General features: G+C 50.2%; 17 protein-coding genes and 1 pseudogene. 9 read left to right on the top strand and 9 right to left on the bottom strand.

The features are described 5' to 3' along the window. Positions 1-92: 92 nt before the first annotated feature. The 5 genes from D9A02_RS07665 to D9A02_RS07645 all read right to left on the bottom strand — a co-directional run bounded on the left by D9A02_RS07665 (position 93) and on the right by D9A02_RS07645 (position 5,384). Positions 93-422, bottom strand: a complete 330-nt coding sequence (locus D9A02_RS07665; protein ID WP_120500382.1) for a hypothetical protein — start codon at positions 420-422, stop codon at positions 93-95. Continuing rightward, complete coding sequence (locus D9A02_RS07660; protein ID WP_120500381.1) at positions 413-703, bottom strand: hypothetical protein; 291 nt, start codon at positions 701-703, stop codon at positions 413-415. Before D9A02_RS07660 ends, D9A02_RS07665 begins: the two co-directional genes overlap by 10 nt. Positions 704-714: 11 nt before the next feature. Further along, complete coding sequence (locus tag D9A02_RS07655) at positions 715-2,361, bottom strand: hypothetical protein (protein ID WP_162932995.1); 1,647 nt, start codon at positions 2,359-2,361, stop codon at positions 715-717. Continuing rightward, on the bottom strand, positions 2,352-2,999 hold the full coding sequence (locus tag D9A02_RS07650) for a class I SAM-dependent methyltransferase (RefSeq protein WP_120500379.1): 648 nt from the start codon (positions 2,997-2,999) through the stop codon (positions 2,352-2,354). The genes D9A02_RS07655 and D9A02_RS07650 overlap by 10 nt, the downstream gene beginning before the upstream one ends. 90 nt (positions 3,000-3,089) lie before the next feature. Then, positions 3,090-5,384: a hypothetical protein gene (locus tag D9A02_RS07645; protein ID WP_120500378.1), complete on the bottom strand. Its 2,295-nt coding sequence runs from the start codon at positions 5,382-5,384 to the stop codon at positions 3,090-3,092. A 364-nt stretch (positions 5,385-5,748) separates the two neighbouring features. Here D9A02_RS07645 and D9A02_RS19180 point away from each other — a divergent pair, with 364 nt between their 5' ends. From D9A02_RS19180 to D9A02_RS07620, 6 genes and pseudogenes are all read left to right on the top strand, one after another. Beyond that, the gene (locus D9A02_RS19180) at positions 5,749-5,943 is read left to right on the top strand and encodes a hypothetical protein (RefSeq protein WP_162932994.1); all 195 of its coding nucleotides are present in this window, start codon (positions 5,749-5,751) and stop codon (positions 5,941-5,943) included. 157 nt (positions 5,944-6,100) lie between these two features. Further along, positions 6,101-6,379: a hypothetical protein gene (locus D9A02_RS19175; RefSeq protein ID WP_162932993.1), complete on the top strand. Its 279-nt coding sequence runs from the start codon at positions 6,101-6,103 to the stop codon at positions 6,377-6,379. A gap of 188 nt (positions 6,380-6,567) precedes the next feature. Then, a complete protein-coding gene (locus tag D9A02_RS07635) occupies positions 6,568-6,825 on the top strand; it encodes a hypothetical protein (RefSeq protein WP_120500376.1) in 258 nt (85 codons plus the stop codon). Positions 6,826-6,834: 9 nt separating this feature from the next. Beyond that, positions 6,835-7,992 carry a cyclophane-forming radical SAM/SPASM peptide maturase GrrM/OscB gene (grrM, locus tag D9A02_RS07630; RefSeq protein WP_120500375.1) on the top strand — a complete coding sequence of 386 codons (1,158 nt, stop codon included), beginning with the start codon at positions 6,835-6,837 and terminating at the stop codon, positions 7,990-7,992. A 190-nt stretch (positions 7,993-8,182) separates the two neighbouring features. Further along, positions 8,183-11,224, top strand: coding sequence for a hypothetical protein (locus D9A02_RS07625; RefSeq protein ID WP_162932992.1), 3,042 nt, complete (start codon positions 8,183-8,185; stop codon positions 11,222-11,224). A 28-nt stretch (positions 11,225-11,252) separates the two neighbouring features. After that, positions 11,253-11,378: pseudogene (locus D9A02_RS07620) on the top strand (IS30 family transposase); the annotation flags it as partial. Positions 11,379-11,805: 427 nt separating this feature from the next. Here the strand turns inward: D9A02_RS07620 and D9A02_RS07615 are convergent. Then, a complete protein-coding gene (locus D9A02_RS07615; protein ID WP_120500373.1) occupies positions 11,806-11,997 on the bottom strand; it encodes a hypothetical protein in 192 nt (63 codons plus the stop codon). A gap of 263 nt (positions 11,998-12,260) precedes the next feature. Between D9A02_RS07615 and D9A02_RS07610 the strand changes: the two genes are divergently transcribed. The 3 genes from D9A02_RS07610 to D9A02_RS07595 all read left to right on the top strand — a co-directional run bounded on the left by D9A02_RS07610 (position 12,261) and on the right by D9A02_RS07595 (position 14,894). Beyond that, the gene (locus tag D9A02_RS07610) at positions 12,261-12,860 is read left to right on the top strand and encodes a hypothetical protein (RefSeq protein WP_162932991.1); all 600 of its coding nucleotides are present in this window, start codon (positions 12,261-12,263) and stop codon (positions 12,858-12,860) included. Further along, on the top strand, positions 12,853-13,869 hold the full coding sequence (locus D9A02_RS07605; protein ID WP_120500371.1) for a hypothetical protein: 1,017 nt from the start codon (positions 12,853-12,855) through the stop codon (positions 13,867-13,869). Before D9A02_RS07610 ends, D9A02_RS07605 begins: the two co-directional genes overlap by 8 nt. Before the next feature lie 518 nt (positions 13,870-14,387). Continuing rightward, the gene (locus tag D9A02_RS07595) at positions 14,388-14,894 is read left to right on the top strand and encodes a hypothetical protein (RefSeq protein ID WP_120500369.1); all 507 of its coding nucleotides are present in this window, start codon (positions 14,388-14,390) and stop codon (positions 14,892-14,894) included. A 159-nt stretch (positions 14,895-15,053) separates the two neighbouring features. On the opposite strand, the gene D9A02_RS07590 is transcribed toward D9A02_RS07595, so the two are convergent. From D9A02_RS07590 to D9A02_RS07580, 3 genes are read right to left on the bottom strand one after another with little or no spacing between them, the layout of a single operon-like run. Then, positions 15,054-16,964: an AAA family ATPase gene (locus D9A02_RS07590; protein ID WP_120500368.1), complete on the bottom strand. Its 1,911-nt coding sequence runs from the start codon at positions 16,962-16,964 to the stop codon at positions 15,054-15,056. Next, positions 16,961-17,476 (bottom strand): ABC-three component system middle component 5, encoded by a 516-nt coding sequence (locus D9A02_RS07585; RefSeq protein ID WP_120500367.1) that lies wholly within the window; start codon positions 17,474-17,476, stop codon positions 16,961-16,963. Before D9A02_RS07585 ends, D9A02_RS07590 begins: the two co-directional genes overlap by 4 nt. Continuing rightward, positions 17,469-18,743: an ABC-three component system protein gene (locus D9A02_RS07580; protein WP_120500366.1), complete on the bottom strand. Its 1,275-nt coding sequence runs from the start codon at positions 18,741-18,743 to the stop codon at positions 17,469-17,471. The genes D9A02_RS07585 and D9A02_RS07580 overlap by 8 nt, the downstream gene beginning before the upstream one ends. Positions 18,744-19,186: the final 443 nt, after the last annotated feature.

Here is a 19,186-nt window from a genome sequence, read left to right as displayed (position 1 = left end):
AATTTATAGATGCCTGCTATTTATTGGACTTAAGATGAAGACTCCAACAACGTAACCTTCTTACTTATAAAAGTTTATCACTCGCTTTTAACTCAAAGTTTACGCAATTGCCAAATGACGTAGTTTTCATATTCAGCAATTTTGGGGAAGATTTGCCCAAATCCTATTACTATTCGGATATATTCCAGCCCTAGGAAGCAACCAATAACCCCATAAACTAGTGCTAAAATAATACCGACTGGGAAGAGCAAAAGGGTTACGATCCACCAAGCAGATTCTACCGCCGCACCTAAAGTTTCAACTGCGAGAATGCCTATAAAAATGCAAACGCACAAGCTACCCAGAAAGAACAAAAAGGGCCGCGCATCGTACCATTGAATGAGCCGTGCTGCGATAGGAGCAAGAAATTTCTTCAGGCGCATATTTTTCCCATTTCTTGGGAATACAAACCTGCGAAAATGGTAAGTAGATTTCCCTCCATCAGGGATATTGCGTCAACAATAGAATTTTGCTGAATCGTATACCATACAGAGGCGAAGACATAGGCATAGGTTAGAACATCTACCCGAGGCTTGTCGCGACCCGTTTCCTGCGAGGTAAAAATCAAACTCGAAAAAGATCCGAAAAACATAAAAAGGCGTACAAACGTAGTGGCAAAACCAGCGGCCACAACAATCAAAAGTAAATAGATGACCACATTCACGACAATTCCCTCTACTTCCCAAATAGGTGCGGACGATATTGGTAACTCGCGAGACGATATTCGGCGTCCAAGCCTTTCAACAAAATCGCAATCATTTCATCAATGCCGAACTCACGCGCCAAATCTCGCGTATAGCTGAGCAACCGGGGAGACACACCATCCCGTAGTCGCTCCACCTGATTATAATCCCTAAGCACAATGCTTGGATTATTGCCTCCGGCCAATAGCTCTACGCCATTACGTGTAAACAACAACTCCTCGAGAAATCCCCACGGCGCGTAAGGCACATAGTCTGCAATGGCGGTATTGCTATACACCAAATTCATGATCTCATGACTTAGAAACGGTGTTTTCAGTCGATAAGCCAAAGCCACGTTTTCCAAGTCCAGGCGTACATCCGAACCCAAAACGGCATCTAATTCTTCGATTTCATACTCGGTTAACAGATGAGACAACGCTACCACAAACGCCTGCACGTCATTCTCGACCAATACAGATGCATCACTTAGCTGCTCACTGGTTGCCTTCAGCTGTGCCAACGCCGTTGTAAGCGATACGTTTCCTATCGTGTCTGACGGCGCTTCAAACTCTTGGGCAAACTTGTGAATAAACACCATAGCTCTCAACTGAGCGGCATCCCGTGATGCGTCTGGGCAGGCATACAGGTTGGTATGGGGTTGAAATAATAATCCCTGCATACCCAACGTTTGCAAAATGCGTTCATAATCGTTGCTGCTATCATCAGCCCGATGATCATGCACATACACATCGCTAACCACCTCAGGCCTGAATATCGGCACACCTGATGCTGTCGGAAATTGCCATGTTAAAAACGGTATCGGCCCTTTGTTCAAATAGCAGTCAGCATTGTTTAAGATCGCCCAACCTGTTCCAACGATTTGCCCACCCAGCTTTCCCTCTTCCCGGATCGCTCGGGTGATTTTGGCTGGAGCCTGCTGAAAAACCTCTTTTGAATATTCTTTTATTTCGGGCTCTGATGTGACCTGCCAGTCCGGCTCCTCGCAATCTTGCTCCCCCGTTTGCGTACACTGCCAACGCGCCTTTGCACGCTTAAGCATGACTTCAGTATCTGCCTGATAGCCCTCCACACCCTCGATAAAATGCGCAAAACTGCTACGACCGAAATGGAATTCCAATCCTTTATAGGTTTGTCCATTGGAAGTGGCGGCAAGCGCGGCTTTCAAGACACCTAAATAATTTTGATGCGCCTCAATCGTAGCCAGCAATTGCTGGTGATAAGCCTCAGTGTCTGTCGGGCCAGAGGCCATAGAAAGAGCCCGGCGTAAACGCTCCAGTTCGATCATTTCACTCAAGTATGACGTTGGATAAAGAGCGATTGCAATTCGGGCCTGTTGCTCAGCTGTATATTGCTCTTTGGCATAGGTCAAAATCTCTGCGCGAGAGGCGTTTAACGCTTCAATCGCAACTTCCATTTGCGTCAGATCGACAACCGGCCAAGCATAGAGCGGATCCACCTGCGCCAAACGTACATATCGTCGCAAGGTGTCAGCATTGCTATGCTCTTGAGCAGACAGATTTGAAGCTGCAACCAGTCCGCAAGTCAGAAGGCAGGCACAAAATATAACAGAAAAAAACTTATTCATATAACACTGCTTTCCATCAAGTTTCAGCCACACTTACACAAAGTCACGACCACAGCTTGCGCCCCAGAATACTCGTGATCCATCATGGAAAATGGCTCCGCCACGTTCTCCAACTGCCAGCCCAAACATTCTCCTTGGTGAAGAATCGTTTCGAACTCTGGGTCCTTCAAAAGTTTCGTATTCATAGAAAACACCATTGTTCCAGAAGTGGTCAGAATACGATTAAGTTCTGGAAAAACAGCAGCCCCAACATGGCCTGGCGTAAAAATACCTGAGGCAACAATCGCATCAAAGCTCTCATCGGAAAAAGAAAGCTTTTCGCCAAGGTATATCGGATAATAAGATTTATAGATGCCCTTGCATCTGGCCATTTCCAGCATTTTGACAGACGGATCCAGAGCCGAAATATCTAAATACCCGTGCTTTTTCAAACCTTCTCCAATCAACCCAGTACCGGCACCAATATCAAGAATGCGTGTGGCTTTATTCAGGTTCAGACTGCAAAATACTGTCGCCACGGCTCTTGGCTGTGCCGAATGACGAGTCTTTGCATCTGCATCATAAGAATCAGCCCATTCGTCATAGATCTGCGTTAATTCTTCGCGCGAAGTAACGTCGTAGCAATCTTTGAGGAACTGCGCATGATCGGCGTCATCAGATCTTTCATGCATTATAAACGGTTCCCATTTTTTTCCCAGTAGCACGTGACGCGTCGGCTTTACTCTGCATTCCCCGATAATGGAAATCTGCCACAAATTTATTCAGCATCCTTCGAACTCCAGCCGGGTCATTTTCATGATGAGACGGCAGTTTTCTCGCCACTGCACTTTCCCCAAAGCTGCACGCCTTTGCGCGTCGACATTGCTAGCTATGAGATGGCCAAGACGATCTGATGCCCGCTCTTGATCAGAGGCTCGAGACACCACAAACTCGATGGCAGGCAGATCCAACGTGTTTATCGCGGCAGAACTGCGCGTCATGAATGATGCATCAAAGCGCACCTCCAAAGCTGCAAAAAAGGTGCCAAAGTTTGGAACCAAGCCATGCCTTTTAAATAGCGCTTTGAGTGGATCCGCGCGAAGCCGGTTCTGCACCTCTGAGGTGGATCGGTAGATAATCGGTTGCTCGCTGCAGAGCGCATTGAAGTACGCCGCATTCAGGACAAAATAGCGGCAGTGAGAGAAACTCTCGTCCAACGTGTTGAGCAATATAGCAATACCGTCTTCTGAGATCGTCAGGTCAAACCAAGTCGAATACATCCCCCGATCATTGAGGCGTGTCTTAACGATGTCATAGAAGTCCTGCGTGTATAGCTTGGATGCAGCATAGTAATTCGGACTGGTCACTGTGTTGATGATTGCGTCATAGCTCTGTTCATCGCGCAATAGTCTGCTGATGCCATCATCTAAAATCACGTCAACTGAATCACGTTGCATTATGTTGTGATTGGCGGTTGGAAAATGGTGCGGGATTTCCAAAATCGCCGGATTAATTTCCACTACATCTGTGTGGTCATAGATCAAAGCCGTTGAACCAGCAGAAATCCCAGTTCCTAAACCCAGCACAAGCGCGTTACTTGTGCTCTGTGTGAACACTGCAGGCAACATGCCAACAACAGCTTCATGTAGATCGGCTCGGCTATTCGGCCCAAAGGTCAAGCTACGATAGCCATTGAACACCAATGACCGACTCCCGTCTGATAAAGAGACCAATGCAGCACTTTGGTCATAATGTTTATACTGCTTCGCTGTTATGAACGACCGACGGCTGTATTCAATCTGATCCGCCGAAGACATCGTCCGATAGCCAAGTGTCAATTCAGCTTGAGGCCAAAGCTTTAGCCCCGAAAAAACCAATACAGCGCTGGTAGCAGCGATGGCTAAGCCACTTGCCCAAGAGCCGACTCTGCCACCTATAAACGCCCAAGCAGCCATCAGCATAGCGACCAATATCAGTGCAATAGTCGGTAGGTTCAGATGGGGGTACAGTAAGCAGTACATCAGTAAGACCCCAACTCCATTGCCAAAGCTTGAAATCGCCAAAAGCGTTCCTGCAACAGCCTGTCTTGATTCATTTTGTTGCACGGCGAGCGGGACCAATGCTCCAAAACACAAGAACACCGGCAAACTCAACCCAACCAATAGGAGAATTTTTAGTATCAGTTCTTGAAAGTCGCTCTGCGCCCAGTTCAGCATAAGTATCCAAAAATCGATAACGCCAGAGGCCAGGACAAACAGCATGAGAATAGCAATCGCTGCCCCAATGACAGCCTGCTGAAAGCTTAACAAATTGCGCAGTGCCATCCAGGATCCAATCGCTAGACCAGCAATAGCCGATATCAGAATGATGGCGAAATTCTCTTGCAACGGCCCGAAAATTGAAAATGAAAAGCGCAAGACAAACAGCTGAAACACCCCACTTGCGAGGCTTGCTGAGAAAAGTACGCAACCGATTTTGCGCTCAGGCCAGGCAACTTCTCTGGTGGAACTCTCACTTAGCCGCTTCCAAGGTTTGAGCCACAAGAGGTTTACGCCAATCATGAAGTTCAACACTGCGATACTATAGCCTGTGATCTGCAAGCCGAAGCTGCGAAACAACCAAAACTCAATCGCGCAGACGCTCAGCAGAGCCCCAACATTATAAAGGCCATAGACGTGTGAAAACACGTTTCGATATTCTCCCGAATTGGCCTGCGCATAATGCGTAAATAAGGGTACACAGGTGCCTATCAAAAAAGCGGGTATAATCAAAAACAAAGTCAGTTTGAGCGCATTAATCAAAGGTGATCCGGCATAGGCGACGATATCAAAACCCCAATTCGAAAAGAGCGTAATCACCAATACGGCATAGAGCCCAATTGCAATCTCGATCCAGGCCAAGGCGCGCAGAAATTTCCAGCTCAATAAAGCGCCACAGGCAATTCCAAAAAACACACCGCATAGGACGATGCCGCTCATCAGGAAGTTGTCACCAAAGTAGTTGGAAAATAACCGAGATAAGATGATCTCATAAGCCAGACCGCAAGCGCCTGAAAGCAAGGCTAGTAAAGAGAGCATGGTGGCGGGTCCGCCATAGCTTAGTTGAGATATCTTGCTACTTATCACTTGTATTTTCAGCCACTGTTAAACCGAACAAAGCATAGCCCGCTCCACTTCATGCAACCTATAGAAGTGATTGTTGCTCTAGGAAAGAGCACAGATAGGAATGTTCAACCTTTTATCCGCTGAACACAATCGGCCAAGTCGCAGGCCGCCTTCAAAACGATCAATACGTTTAGCACTCATTCTCATTTGAGTAGGCCCTAGCGCGAATTTTCAGGTTTCAGAAAAACATAACTAGAGCTTTCTCATTTGGCTCCATTTCAATTTGAGAACATCGTTTCCTACTTATATTTCAGGACAAATAGGAGAGTAAGCACCAATGACAAAATATGGGTGTCGCAGAACATCAACGACTGAGCAAAATCTTGAGCACAAAGAATTTGGCGCCGATGTTACAGTTTTAGAAGAGTGTCCGTATTCAAAACGTTCTGGAGAACTGAGCGTATTTGCTAACCGAGGCTCTGGTTCATCATTAGCCGCATTCCCGCCAGTGGATTCTTCAATTCAAGTCTAACTTTCTGCAAGAAAAGGCTCCTCCTCAGGTCCTCGGCAAAAGGTGAAAAGTTTGAACCCTCCCCCTCCCTTTCGGCCCAGAGCCGACATCCAGCCACCCTCGGCGATGCTGCGTTGCCGCCCGTCATTGCAGACTTTCGCTGCACCTGCGAATTCCAATGCATGGTGAACTCACACAACGCGGGACAATGCAGGCCTTGGTATTTCGGGACTCGCTGGCGCAGCATTTTTTCGCGGGAGCGGCACATTATTTGTTTCATCTCAGAATACTTCCCGATTGCGGTCACTCTCCGATACCGAATTCAAAAATCCAAACCACTCTTTCGCTGCGAGTGGCTTCGACCATCGAGGAGCGGGACAAACCCACCAATGGCGTTTTGGTTCCGAATGGCAGCTTTGTAGGCTTTGCAAAAACGATGAAAAGCAGCATGTGCTAAAGTGAACATTTCCTGAGATTATGTTCATTTCTATTTGTTGAGGCAAAACTTGGGGGTCACTGCGCCCGACCGCTCGCGAAACTCAAACTCCAAACGAACCTATTCGGGTGACAATTCTACCCTAACTTGCGCGAATCAGAGGAAATCATTACAATTTAAACATTAATTTGAGAAAATTGGATAGTCGCATGAAGCAAATAAAGTTTCGATCGGCGGCAATTTGCGTAATCCTTTCCAGCCTTTGGGGAAGTGCTTTGCACGCGAAGATTGACGCGCAAGACAGCGAGAAACGCTCTGAAATTGCTCAGAGAATTGCCGATGCATCGGCTCAAATTTTGGGCGTCGATGTGCAAGACGGGGCAACTCAGCCGAACCGCTTCGCGCAATGGTACAATTGGGGCAATTGGTCCAATTGGCCTAACTGGCGCAACTGGGTCAATTGGTAGAGCAAATCCGTGTATATTGGTGGCTTAGCGCGAACGCAGCTTTTAGTGCTGCAGCCGACGACCTTCTGTAACCTCGACTGCAGCTATTGCTATTTACCGGATCGGGCGAATAATGCCCGCATGGGGGACGACGTGCTGCAAGCAATTGGTGCGCACATCGTCGCCAGCGCTGCCTTTCAAGATGACACGACGCTGATCTGGCACGCGGGCGAGCCGCTGGTTCTGTCGCCAGACTGGTATCGAAATGCGGTTAAGATTTTGCAAACCGCCTCGGGCAGAGGCATCCCGCGGCAGAGCTTCCAAACCAATGCAACGCTGATTACGGACGCGTGGATTGAGTACCTAAAAGACCCTACCGTGTCCGTTGGAGTCAGCCTTGACGGCCCGGAAGATCTGAATGACCTGTTTCGTACCGACCGGCGCGGGCGAGGTACCTGGCACAGCACTATGGGCGGGATCGAAAAGTTGCGCCTCGCGGACGTGCCGTTTCACATCATTGCCGTGATTACCGAAGCCGCGCTGGATCGCCCGCGAGAGATAGCCGGTGCACTTGTTGATGCGGGGCCTGCGTATATTGGCCTTAACATAGAAGAGATTGATGGGATCAACGCACGTTCGACCCTGTTCGAGGCCTCCGCCCAAGATCGAATCAAAGCGTTCATCAGCGAGTTTGTTAACACGCTTGAGACCTATGAAGACCCACCGCGTTTACGCGAGGCTATGGTCTTGACCAGCTTGCTTGACGGTGCTCGGCGTGGTCTGCCCGCGCGCAATCAAGAGAACGTGCCGGGCGCGATCCTGTCCGTGGATACCAAGGGCAATATCTCGACCTACTCGCCTGAATTACTAGGTATAGAGTCTGAAGACTATTCCGATTTTCTGTTCGGCAACGTTAAAGAGATTTCGGACATCGCTGATATTTTCTTCAGTCGCACTTTTCTGAAATGCCAATCTGCAGTGGCGGCAGGGGTTGCTCGCTGCAAGAAAACTTGCGGCCATTTTGCCTTATGCGGCGGCGGCGCACCGGCCAATAAATTTGGCGAAACAGGGCGGCTCGACTGCACTGAAACGCAATTTTGCAAAATCGCCGTGAAAACAGTGCTGGATACGCTGATGACCCATCAAAAGCAACGTTCCTTCCATTTGAAAGACCACTCTCATGGCTGATGACTCAAATACCGCAACTGAAGGGGATCGCAGAAACTCGTTTCGCCATTATTGGGAGGTGATGTGGGCATGGCTGGGCAAACCAGTGGTGCAACAACGCTCGGTTTATCTGCTGATTATCATTTTCATGTTTTACCTGCCCCTACCTTATTTCGGGCGCGTTGTGCAGGACTGGTTTTGGGATCGCGGGTTGTTCTTTGATCCAAAGCATGAGGGCGCGATCATTGTTGAATCCCCGCAGCTTTTCACGCGCGAGCGGTTGATCAACCAGCGACTCGCGGACAGTCGGTGGATTGACGGCCGGATTGCGGTGGTAGACAAAATGATCGAAGCGGATCGCTTTGGACTGCCCGACAACGTTCGCGAGGATTTCTTGAAGCAGCGCCTCAAACTAGGCGCATCTCAAGCCGATGAAGACGGCTCCGAAGTCACGGATGCACAAGATACCGCCGCCACATCCGCGCCGAACATCAATGTGGGCCCGCATCTAGAGTTTCAGGACGCGCATGAATACCGCCAGTTCCTTGTGCAAAAAAAATATGAATACGTTCTGGATGACATCCACGACACCCATTCCAACACGCTGCACCGGTTGAACTTCAACCTCTTTGTCTCGCCTAGCCGTGCCTATAGCTCCTCCATCGCCGCCGTCTCGGTGCGCCTTCAACAACCCACCGACCCGCAATGGTTGCTGCACAAGTACGGCGCGCTGTTGTTGGATATCCGAGAGGAGCTGTCCGAGACCGCGCAAAAGCTGATCCAGGATCGTGCAACTATTTTAGCTCAGGATAACTATAGCGGTTTTCCAGCAGAGGTTGACAAGCTTCTGCGCCGCGAAATCACGCACTTGGTAAACGGAAATGACGTACTAGCGGCTAAACTCATTGAAGATACAAGCTGGCTTCTGCGCGCGGATATGAACGCTCAGGCATCCGCCGAACTCATCAGGCAAATTACAGAAATGGCGCCCGGAACAAAAATTGGCCCAATTTTGTTTGGGTATTTTTCTGAAGGGAACCAGGCCTCACAGCAAAAAGATACATCCGATAACTTGAAGGAGACGCAGACTGCTTCAGCGCAAGGCCGGGCCAGTGCTGAAAATAAAAAAGCCGGCTCCGATGGCAATTCGGGCGCGCCACCCAAGGGAGCGCTGCGCTTGAACGCGGCTATTAACCGTTTGTCTTCTCAATGCGGTCAATATGTATCGCTGCTTCAACTCATGCCACCAAAATTCTTCGAAGATTCGTTGGATTACGCTAAACTCAAACAAGAAGTCAGGGCGAGATGGGACATTTTCCCTAAGGAAGCCGGGGCTCTTAACGAAGCGAACGTAGATCGTATCGCGCGTGAAGTGCTCTTTAATGTTCCCGTTCAAGCGCCATGTATGGTTCCCAAACTAATTGGCAGCACGGCCATGCTGAGCGCTTTGGGTTATCTTACGATGAGGGAAGTTGAGGAGAACAAGGGAAAGGTTCCGGAATGGGCCGCGCTTTGCTTTAAGAAACCTGAGGATATCGCAAAATCAGAGATAAAAACCCTATCAAAAAACGTGGGACCAAATTTGGCCTTGTTGTGCCAAGGAATGCGGCAAAATTTGATCAATATCGGCGTAGTGCATTTGGTCAAAGCGGAGCTTGAAAATACGCCGATAGACACCGTAGGTCGGGTCAAACAACTGGAGGACTATTTTCACCTCGACACTCGGGACTGTGACATTCGGAATTGTCAGATAGCCGTTATGACCAAGGCCGAACAGGAACGCGAAAAGCTGGCGCAGCAACGTATCAAATATAAACGCTACAAATCGCCAACCAAAGTAGAGTTCGACGCCATAATCAAAGGAGACAGGGAAACAGTACAACGCACTGGCAACAATGAAGCCTTACGGCTGTTTGCTGAGCTTTCCTGTTTTTCAAACGCACGCAGTTACACGGTTTATCCACGCAAAGGGGCGGGTCGGAATGTGCAGCACACGCAAAGCGAACAGCGCACGCTGTGGAGTTTGTTTGGCGCGGCGAACCTATCCGTGTCCGATGGCAACACACAATCCGAGCGCAGTCGGCGCAATTCTATTTTTGGTATTGGCGACTCTGGCGATGACCAGCGTGACAAAGAGTTGGAGTGCGGACCGTCTTTTCTGTACATCCTCAACAACCTTGAGCCGACGGATGATATTGTGGGTTTCATTCGGACGAGTATGAACGATGGCGCAGCGGGCTTGGAGCCGCACTGGCTCGTAGTTGGAAAATGTTTACTTCATGCAGAAGTGGACTCAAGTAGACCAAACGACTTGAAAATAGCACGAGAAGCTTGCCTAGGAAAAAACCCTCCTGTCCATAAAGATGCTCCCGAATTTGACATTTACCATCTTACATCGGCCGTACGACATCTGCGTCAGCGTGAAACCACGGTGTCGTGGATCGTACAGCCCTTGGACACGAACGGGCGGGGCATGCGGCATGAGTTGAAAAACGAACCGCTCTCGGCCCTCGTGTCGATCCCAAGCTGGTGGCCAGGAGTGGAGATGGTGATTGAAACCTGTTGGGTCAGGCCTCGATGGATCGGGAATGATACTAGCAAGGGGCTGTGTCAGGACACGCCCAAGAGCGAATCGGTCGAGCTTTTGACTATTTTTGACAACCGGATAAGACAGGCAAAGGCGCGCGGGCGGATCGAAAGCTCTCTGATTTTGCCGTTGCCGCATGACTTGGATGATGTGTTACCCAAACTGGGTTTTTTCATCGTGCGCTACCCCTATCTAGATAATTTTGAGGCCAATACCGTCTCGCTTGAAACCGGGCGCGAGGTTCAATTGCGCCTGACAGGCAAGCGCCTTTGGAAGAACCCGCGCGTGCGATTGGGAGAGCAATGGCATGATGAGGTGCAGGTCTTGCCGGATATGCAAGGCATTTTGGCAACGTTTAAATGTCTTGACCCAATCCGGCGACCAGGACGGAAAATGGTGGATAGGCGGCACTTGCCACAGTTGCTGCGCGACTTTAATCGGGGCCGCAAACCAGAAGATGAAATGCTCTTTTGGGCGCAAACCCGGCCCGATCCTAATGCCGACGAGCTTTATACCGAGCTTCGGCAAGTGCAGGTCTGGACCAGCGAAGGCGCGACCAACCCAGCGAATTTGAAAGTCAACTCGTTCCGGCCCGTGGACACGGACGCAGCGCGCGGTGACCAGCCCTGTTGGCGTATTGGCACGCCGCTGAAAGATGAAGACTAGAGATGCCGGTCGCAAACCTAAGCCACCCCGCGCCATCTGCAGGTCCCTGCACGCAACTCAAAAGGGCCTGAAGCTACGCAAGATCAAGGATGCGGTACTGATCAGTGAACGCCCGGCCGAGATCGAGGATCGCGCCGTGCCTGGCCATTGGGACTCCATGCTGCGACTAGCATGAATGGCGGCTTTATCGGCTGCAACGCGGCACCAGACTTCTTGCTCATGCGGCAAAACCTCCGCTGCGCGCGCACGCAGCACAAAAAGTGAATTCACAGGTTGGGCTCTCTGCCGCCATTAGGTCGGTCGTAGCATTTTGCCCGTCAGGTGCCGCCGCTCCCAGTAAGGACGGCCCATTCCAGACCTCCATCACGATGTCTAACGCCGCAGTGCAGCTTTCGCATTGCTGCCATTCATCGGTAGCGCAGCATTTTGGCACCAAAGTAGTGACCGAGTAAGTCGCCGGGGTCGCCGCAAAGCGACCTCACAACCATCCCAAGACGACTAGCCCATCAGTCACAGATCAAGAGAGAAAAGGCGCCTTTATCTCTGAGCGGACGAGATGCATTTCTATTGCAGTCTCAGCTTTACCCTGTGTCATCCTCGTCTTTCCCTTGCTTATACTGGTCGTCGACAGGTTGGTTGATCTTGGCGTCATGCTTGCTTTCGCCATCGTCATCTTTGTCGTTGTTCCGGCGATAGACAAGAACACCAAGAAGAAGGGTCCCTGCGCTCACAAGAGCGTCGGTAATTTCTGGGATCAATTGCAGCCATTCCATGGGAAAATCTCCTTTTCTCCCAGTGACCTATGGCGCGTGCTGAGGGTTTTCGACGGCCCCAATCCGTCGGTACGAATCGACCCAACGATACGGTCGGCCTGAGTGTTGCAACAGGCTGTCCCCACAGATTGTAGGGTGGACAGAACACCGGCCAGCTGTCCAAATAGGGACTGAGACGGCAGAGGAAGCGCGTGCGAGACTCGGAAATACCAGACGAGAACCTTGACGTTCCAGAGACGAGGACACCGGATGGTGGGTCCTCCGTGAAGGCTATTGGCGATATCGAACCTTCTGCGAAAGCCGTCGAAGACGCATATCTCATCCAGACCCGCGATTTGATGGACACCTCAAGCCGAGCTTACAACGGTACATTTGCAAGAGAGCTATCGCTGATCGAGCTTGATGACGATGGGCTCAATGCGCTCGATGTTGCGATTGAGAAAGGTCACGCCTCCAGCTTGGATTCAGCCATAGACAAAGTGATGCAGCTGTTGTCACAGGATATCATCTACCGGCTATGGATCGATTCACCGTTTGTCTCAGTTGAGGGAGTCGAACTCGCAGGCCACCAAAAGTGCTTCGGATGTGGCGGCGAGGCACCAAATAAGAGCGCGTTGTGCAATGCTGTATGCAAGGATCTTGGCCAGGAAAGCGGTGCAGACGTCAAGCGGATCACGATTCATATAACGAGACTACTTGCCGCAATGGAGGTCTTTGGGCTCGTGAAGGCCGTCGAGGTCCGCTCGAATTTATTCAGCATCGAAGTGCAACCCCGCCTAGACGTTATTATGCGCGCGTCGCTTGGCGCTTCGGGGGAAGTATTCGATAAGCAGATTGGCGAAGGGCCATCTTGCGATGACTAGTTTCAAAGATATTGCATTAAAGCGCCGCGCACTGCGTGCGATCAGTGCACCGGACGTCGGTGAACAGCGTTTGAGTGCGCGAATGATGCGCGGCACGGAAGCTGCGACTCCCGTTGACCGTGGCGAGTGGAATTCCATACGTGCGTTGCGCAAAGCCTCTGTTGTGAAGACGGCCAAGAATGTGACCAAGAAAATCTTGGATGACGCCCGTGATCACGAGAGGGAGGTGCCGTATCCTGCTGTGAGCTTGGACCTAGGCGCGGGGACCCTCTCAATCGGAGAGGTCCATACAGGAAGACCTGCGCGACTATTTGATGACATGCATGTTGATGTGGTCTGTAGTATCTTTGCTCCTGGCTATGACACGATGCAAAGACCTGCAGATTTGGATAACTTGCTGCTACCGGATGTAGCAGAGCACAGGTGTCTCGGTCCGATCTTTAACTCTGGACCTTCACGCCGCGCGATTGTTCGTTTGATTGATGCTGCCATGTTCACGCATCTTGCCGAGCGGAGACGTCAGGACTTTGGTGAGCTAACGCGTTTGGAACCACTGATTCCAATGTCACCAAGTCTTGGACCGGGAAAGCATGGTTGGGTTCAGAGCCTTGGCGGCTACTACCGGGCCCTAACTCGCGGTCTTGTCCATATTGGATCCAGTCAAGAGGGAAGAGCTCCAATGAGACTGTCTGAGGCGACGCTTGCCGTGACATGGCTTGAGTCTTGGATAGCCGAAGGCTCGGATCGGGTCTCGACGGACGGTGTACGTACAAACTTTGGGCCTATTTTCAACTGTGTCCATGCAAACCCCGGACTAGGTCGGTGGGTCGTTGGTGTTTGCAACAACGACCCGATAAAAGGGGCAGCAATAGACGCTGAGATGAAGGTGAGGCTCATCGGGATCTTACTTTCGCAAGCAGAGAGGTGCCATGACATGCGCTCATTTGAGCAATCTGCCAGACCTGATGTCCGAAAGAAGGCAAAGGGAGATACCCAGACTTCTCACTAAGTGCTGGTTTAACGCTTGAAACCAACAACCGTCGCAAGTCTGGTATCGCTATCCTTTATCGAGGTACGTGATCAAAACCTACACGCTAAATGGCTGATAGACGAACCCTGGGAAAATTGTCTTTGCCAGCAGCAAATGATAGACATTGCAATCGTAATCCGCTTGGGTACGGCCAATCTCAGGCTCGACTCGGTGGGAGGCTGTAAAAAGCGCGTCTCAAGTTCATGCCTCAACTGCTCACCCAGCTCCTGCCCAATGACGCTGGCAGAAAGCCTCATCCGGCCCATAGCCGACTTTGAGATCGTCGTTCGGTTTCTGCGTTTGCAACCCCTTTCCGGACGTTAGCCGCACGCCTGAAATCTTTGCTCGGTTAAACCAACAGATCTGAGATGCAGAAGCCAATTTCGATTTTGAATAAATGACGGCGCACATTGCTTGCCTCATGGTCTCGAGTGCTTACATGTGATCAAGGATTACTCAACGCGAACTTCTCACACCATTTTGAAACGGAAAAATTTATGATCAATTCTGTTGCCCCAGTGGGCGGCCAGACAATCGGCAAAGCGGTAAGTCGCGAAGATGCCTGGTGGCTATGTTACCGCTATGGCCTGAAGCCATTTCCTTTGAATGATGCCTCAGCAGTGAGTTTAGAAGAGGACGCTGAGAGTGGAGCAAAGGTTTGGACGGTTCCCTGCGAACATACACAATATCCGTATGACCGTGGAGCCTTCGAAAATCGGCGCCGTGATGGTTTGGCTACATTAGAGAACGGCCTTCCAGCTTGGCCGGTTGCAGAAGAAAATGGGATTGCATTCCAGACATTCAGACAACGGATCAAACGAGGCTGGTCGGGCGAAAGGGCAGCAACTGAAGGTGTGCGGGAAATGGCTCATGATCCGGATGATGAATGGGAGGTATTCGCGCTGGAAAACGGGCTATCTGTTCGCGCATATCGCAGCCGTGTTCAGGCAGGGTGTCCTGAAGCTATCGCCGCAACAATGGGGCTAAGTTGGCGGCAGTGGTAAGATTTTACCCTTGGTAAACAGACGGCCCAAACCGGCCTCTCATTTCCAGCTTCAGTTGCTGCAATGCGGCCTGTCAGACCGGACTTTCGCCGCACGCGCACAATCAGCGATGGCCGAACACAAAGTTTGCTGACTCGGTACCTCTCACCTGAAGTTGTTTTATCCGTCTGACGAAAGGTTCAAAGAGGGAGAGCTTTTTGTGTACTTTCTGCCCACAACGAACTCTGACCCTTCAAGCTCCGGTGCTATTTTCGAGGTAGTGAAAATGATCTGATGTTCACTTGGCGTAGATTTCGACATTCCAACCAGCAGTCGTTGGAAGTTCCAAGACCGCTCCTGAACCATCCCCTTGTCCTCAATGTTATCAAACATCATCCACCTTGGTAGATTGAACAAAGGATCTTGGAACGACGCTTGTAGCATGGCAGCGGTGACGCTGTTTTTGAGAACAACCATCCCACTCGCACTGCCGCCTCGGTTTTTCTCGCCATTGATAGCAACCCAGTCACCTGAGAATTCAAACCCGACATGATCGATTTGCCCGAAGTCACTGTGCTCTTCAAGGTCTTGATCCAGCAGATCTTTTGCACAATTAGATATGCGTGAGTAAGCCACCCTCTTGCGCTTGTTTTGGTCTTGTTCGATACGTTTAATCTCTTGCTTTAAACGCGTGATCCGATCGTTTAGCTCTTCCTTTGTTCGTGACGCTGCATCAATGCGTGCCGCGATCTCTAGGCGTTTTTGCAACCCTTCTAACTCACTATCAAGGAATCCAACTTTGCGACTGAGCTCGGCAACAGCAGTCTCGCGACCAGTGGCCCCTTCCACACTTGCCATATCAGCAGAGGCAGACGCTTTTCTGAGTTCGCTACGCGCCACGCGTAGGCGCGAAGACTTGGCTTTTTTCTCATCAGAGCGCTCTTTCTGAATGGCCAAAGACTCCCGCAGTTGCATCTGCAAATCAAGCTTGACTGCAAGAGTTCTGGATCCACCATCATCGTGCGCATCAGGCTCGCCGCATAACTGGCAATGACCTGAAGCCTTATCTTTCACCTTTGAAAAGCAGGCTGGGCAGAACTCAAATTCTAAATGCCCCAAAGCCGCAAAAGTATCCGCAGCAGCCTCGAAATCATGTAAGGCATGCCTAAGATGATTGATGAACGCATCAGCGTCATCAATTTCATAATTCAAAACTTCAATTTCCGATTGAAGACGCTGCACTTCTGAACGCTTTGCATGCAACGTCTTCATGGCTTCTTTGCGCACTTCCTTCAGCGAATTCGAGGTTTCATCCGTCTCCGTTGCCTCAACCAATTGTTTGAGATTACGCAGATTGTCATCTCGCGTCTTTTGCGCCTGATTTATTGCGGTTTGGATGTGTTCAAGCAGAATGTTCTCACCGTAACCTGTGGCAACAGACACGAGGCTTCGATACGTCGCGTTTGCGGCCTCATAGAGCTTGTTCGTGTCACGCAACTCGATTTGGCGATCAAACAGTTCATAGCCACCCACACCAGCAAGTAAATCCCCAACGGCCTGTCTCGTTTGCCACGTATCAAAGCTTTCCACACGAAAGAGCCGCTGAACGGGGGTCATTTGATCGACATACAGCAGCCTAAGCAGTTGATGCATCGTGATATTGCTTGCGCCATCACTGATGGATTCTGGCAGTCCAAGGGATTCAAAAACAATCTGACTAAAACTGAATCCATGCTCGGCCCGGCGGTAAGGATGTATCTGCCAACCCTCCACCGGTGTCGCCAGCGCATCTGCGATGGTGCCAAAGAAGATCGCCATCGGCCGACCACTTTTCACAGACACTTCTCGTTTTAATGTCAAGACGCCGGACGGCGTTGTGATTTGTAGAAAAACCGTCTCTGCCTTCGCAGCGTCAGGCTTCCACTTGGTCAGATCTCCACCCAGACCAAAAAAAATAAAGTCAGTAATCGTCGATTTACCAGACCCGTTAGATCCATGAATGATGTTAACGCCCGCATTGAAAGGCTCATCGAAAAATATGTGCGATCCCTTTGTGACGAGTAGTCGATCAACTTTCAAAGCCGCTGTCATAGAACAGGTCCCCGCGCAGGGATTCCCGAACGACGAATGAGACCAGCTGGCCCGCTCATCGAAAGGACACTCATACCCTCAACCAGCAGCGATATCAGCTGGCTGTCTTCGGCGTTCTCAATGGCTACTCGTTCAGCAAGCTCGGTCGGGAGATTTTCACTAAGCAAACGCGCGATCTTGTTTTGAAAGGCCGACTGATCTAGGAGACCACGCCCTATCAGCTGCTTAAGGCTCGCAGATTGATATACTTGCAAATTTTGCCAAACCGATGCGTTGCTGGGCAGCTTCACAAAGGTCGACTTTGGGTTCTCAATTTTGAGCTCACGGAATTTTTCCTTTATCGCCTTAGGCAACGACAGACGATGAAGTAACGGCGGATACAGCAGATACATGTCCAAGATGCGAAGCCGTTCTAAAGGCAGTCCCTCCTGGGTTGCCATCAACAGTCGGAGCATCCGAAAGACACAATGATACGGATCCCGTGAGGAATGCCAGATTCGTAACTCAGTCATTGTCCCACGCAATGTGGCAATTGCCAGCCAAATAATAGAGTGCACCGTCGACAACATTTGCAGAAATTGCTTGATCCGATGTCGAATGAACCTCGATGCAGGGATCCAAAACATATTCCTGGATTGCACAATCTACATCAGAAAGCCCACCGCCATCAGCAATAACACGCGCAACGTGGCGATTGAAACGCGATTCCACATCCGCCATCAATTTCGCATAGCGCGCGACTGCAGACGGCTGCTCAATATGGCGCCTGAGTTCCGTATGAAAGCGCTCTTTCTTGCGCTTGGCGGTCCGCACCAGATAGTCGCGATCAGCAACACTCAACTTGGTTTCCAAGTCACGCCTGTCATCTTCCGACATTTGCGTGAAAATCTCGAAATCTGATAGCAAATCCAAATTTGAGGAAGACCCAGCCTCACCACCAGCAACCGCGCCCTCCAGACTTTTGTTCTCCTCATCCCTAGTTGGACCATCGGCGCCCGTGATCTTTTTTGCGAGATGATCCCGAATGAACTTACAAATGGACTTGTGAACAGGGGCTTCGCTCGTCTCTGGTTTACAGATACCGATATGGTCTGCTTCAACCGGGATAGGATCACTTCCGTAAACACCTGGGTTTCCGCTCACCTTGTCGACGATCTGGACACCCCACGTCTTTTCCGTTTCGTAGAATGACTTCACTGCAATGCATTTTCGGCCAACATGTGCGCGGAAGTACTCATTCAGACTGGTGAGTTCCTCTTCTCTGTCGGTCAGCTGAGACAGTTGCTTGCTCGCCCCGTTTGACAAGATAGTGTTGAGCGTTGACGCGAATTTGGACCCCTGGTGCGGCGTGGCAAGGAACGCGACACCGACGCATGATCGGCCAAGCTCATTGAAATCGCTATCCGCTGAATCGCTGCATTTGCGAAGCATCTGTTTGACCACAAGACCTCCAAGGCTGTGACAGATGAACAGCGTCTTGGGTGCTGAGGGCTCGCGACAAATCAAACCATCTGCAACAAGGATCCCCAGATCCATGATTGAGGTCCCCTCTCCGGCCGTGATACCTGCCGTTCGGGAGGATTTGAATCCACAGGTATAAACACGGCAGGTCATGAATGTATCCGCGATTAGTCGAGGCCAAAGTTCCTTGGCCGCATTGGTCCACGTGCCAAAGCGGTCTCCCGCAAGCCCATGCACAAAGATAATGTCCAGTTCAGGATTGTCGCACAGCGTGGCTGAATCTGTCGGAGTAACTAGTGTCGGAGCTTCTTCAGCCATGTAGTAAATTTTCGTAACTTTTTTCCACTTAAACCATGGGCTGTATTTTTTAGCAACAACACAGGCATAGTAATTAATCAATCCTAGACATTATCACTGCCAATATCTACGCATTGCTATGAGTTTAAGAACTCTGAGTAGTTATTCGCATTTCGTACATAAATCCGGCTGTTAGAACGTCCGCTTTCTCTTGGAAAGGGATGGGCCAATATACCCGCAGCGAAGGTCCGTTTTCCGCCCTTTACTGCCAAAAAAGCTCAGAAACTGCTTACATTCCAGCCACTCATTCTAAACCTAGATTTTGAGCCGATATTCGAATGCGGATCTTTAACGGGAAAAAAACTAATTTATTGGACCATCCGAAACACACAAAAAGATTTAATGCATTGTTTTTATTGAATTTATTTCCCCATCACGAGAACCAACAACTAAAAATCGTCTAA

The sequence above is a fragment of the Roseovarius sp. EL26 genome (assembly GCF_900327775.1).
GTDB lineage: Bacteria > Pseudomonadota > Alphaproteobacteria > Rhodobacterales > Rhodobacteraceae > Roseovarius.
Note: the sequence above shows the minus strand (reverse complement) of the source record. Positions and strands in the feature narration are given on the sequence as shown.

What these genes read in the sequence shown, in the direction of transcription:
- D9A02_RS19175 (WP_162932993.1), top strand. Translation starts at nt 6,101, where the DNA reads ATGCATGGTGAACTCACACAACGCGGGACAATGCAGGCCTTGGTATTT.
- D9A02_RS07590 (WP_120500368.1), bottom strand. Translation starts at nt 16,964, where the DNA reads ATGACAGCGGCTTTGAAAGTTGATCGACTACTCGTCACAAAGGGATCG.
- D9A02_RS07585 (WP_120500367.1), bottom strand. Translation starts at nt 17,476, where the DNA reads ATGACTGAGTTACGAATCTGGCATTCCTCACGGGATCCGTATCATTGT.
- D9A02_RS07635 (WP_120500376.1), top strand. Translation starts at nt 6,568, where the DNA reads ATGAAGCAAATAAAGTTTCGATCGGCGGCAATTTGCGTAATCCTTTCC.
- D9A02_RS07615 (WP_120500373.1), bottom strand. Translation starts at nt 11,997, where the DNA reads ATGGAATGGCTGCAATTGATCCCAGAAATTACCGACGCTCTTGTGAGC.
- D9A02_RS07595 (WP_120500369.1), top strand. Translation starts at nt 14,388, where the DNA reads ATGATCAATTCTGTTGCCCCAGTGGGCGGCCAGACAATCGGCAAAGCG.
- D9A02_RS07605 (WP_120500371.1), top strand. Translation starts at nt 12,853, where the DNA reads ATGACTAGTTTCAAAGATATTGCATTAAAGCGCCGCGCACTGCGTGCG.
- D9A02_RS07645 (WP_120500378.1), bottom strand. Translation starts at nt 5,384, where the DNA reads ATGCTCTCTTTACTAGCCTTGCTTTCAGGCGCTTGCGGTCTGGCTTAT.
- D9A02_RS07665 (WP_120500382.1), bottom strand. Translation starts at nt 422, where the DNA reads ATGCGCCTGAAGAAATTTCTTGCTCCTATCGCAGCACGGCTCATTCAA.
- D9A02_RS07580 (WP_120500366.1), bottom strand. Translation starts at nt 18,743, where the DNA reads ATGGCTGAAGAAGCTCCGACACTAGTTACTCCGACAGATTCAGCCACG.
- D9A02_RS19180 (WP_162932994.1), top strand. Translation starts at nt 5,749, where the DNA reads ATGACAAAATATGGGTGTCGCAGAACATCAACGACTGAGCAAAATCTT.
- D9A02_RS07650 (WP_120500379.1), bottom strand. Translation starts at nt 2,999, where the DNA reads ATGCATGAAAGATCTGATGACGCCGATCATGCGCAGTTCCTCAAAGAT.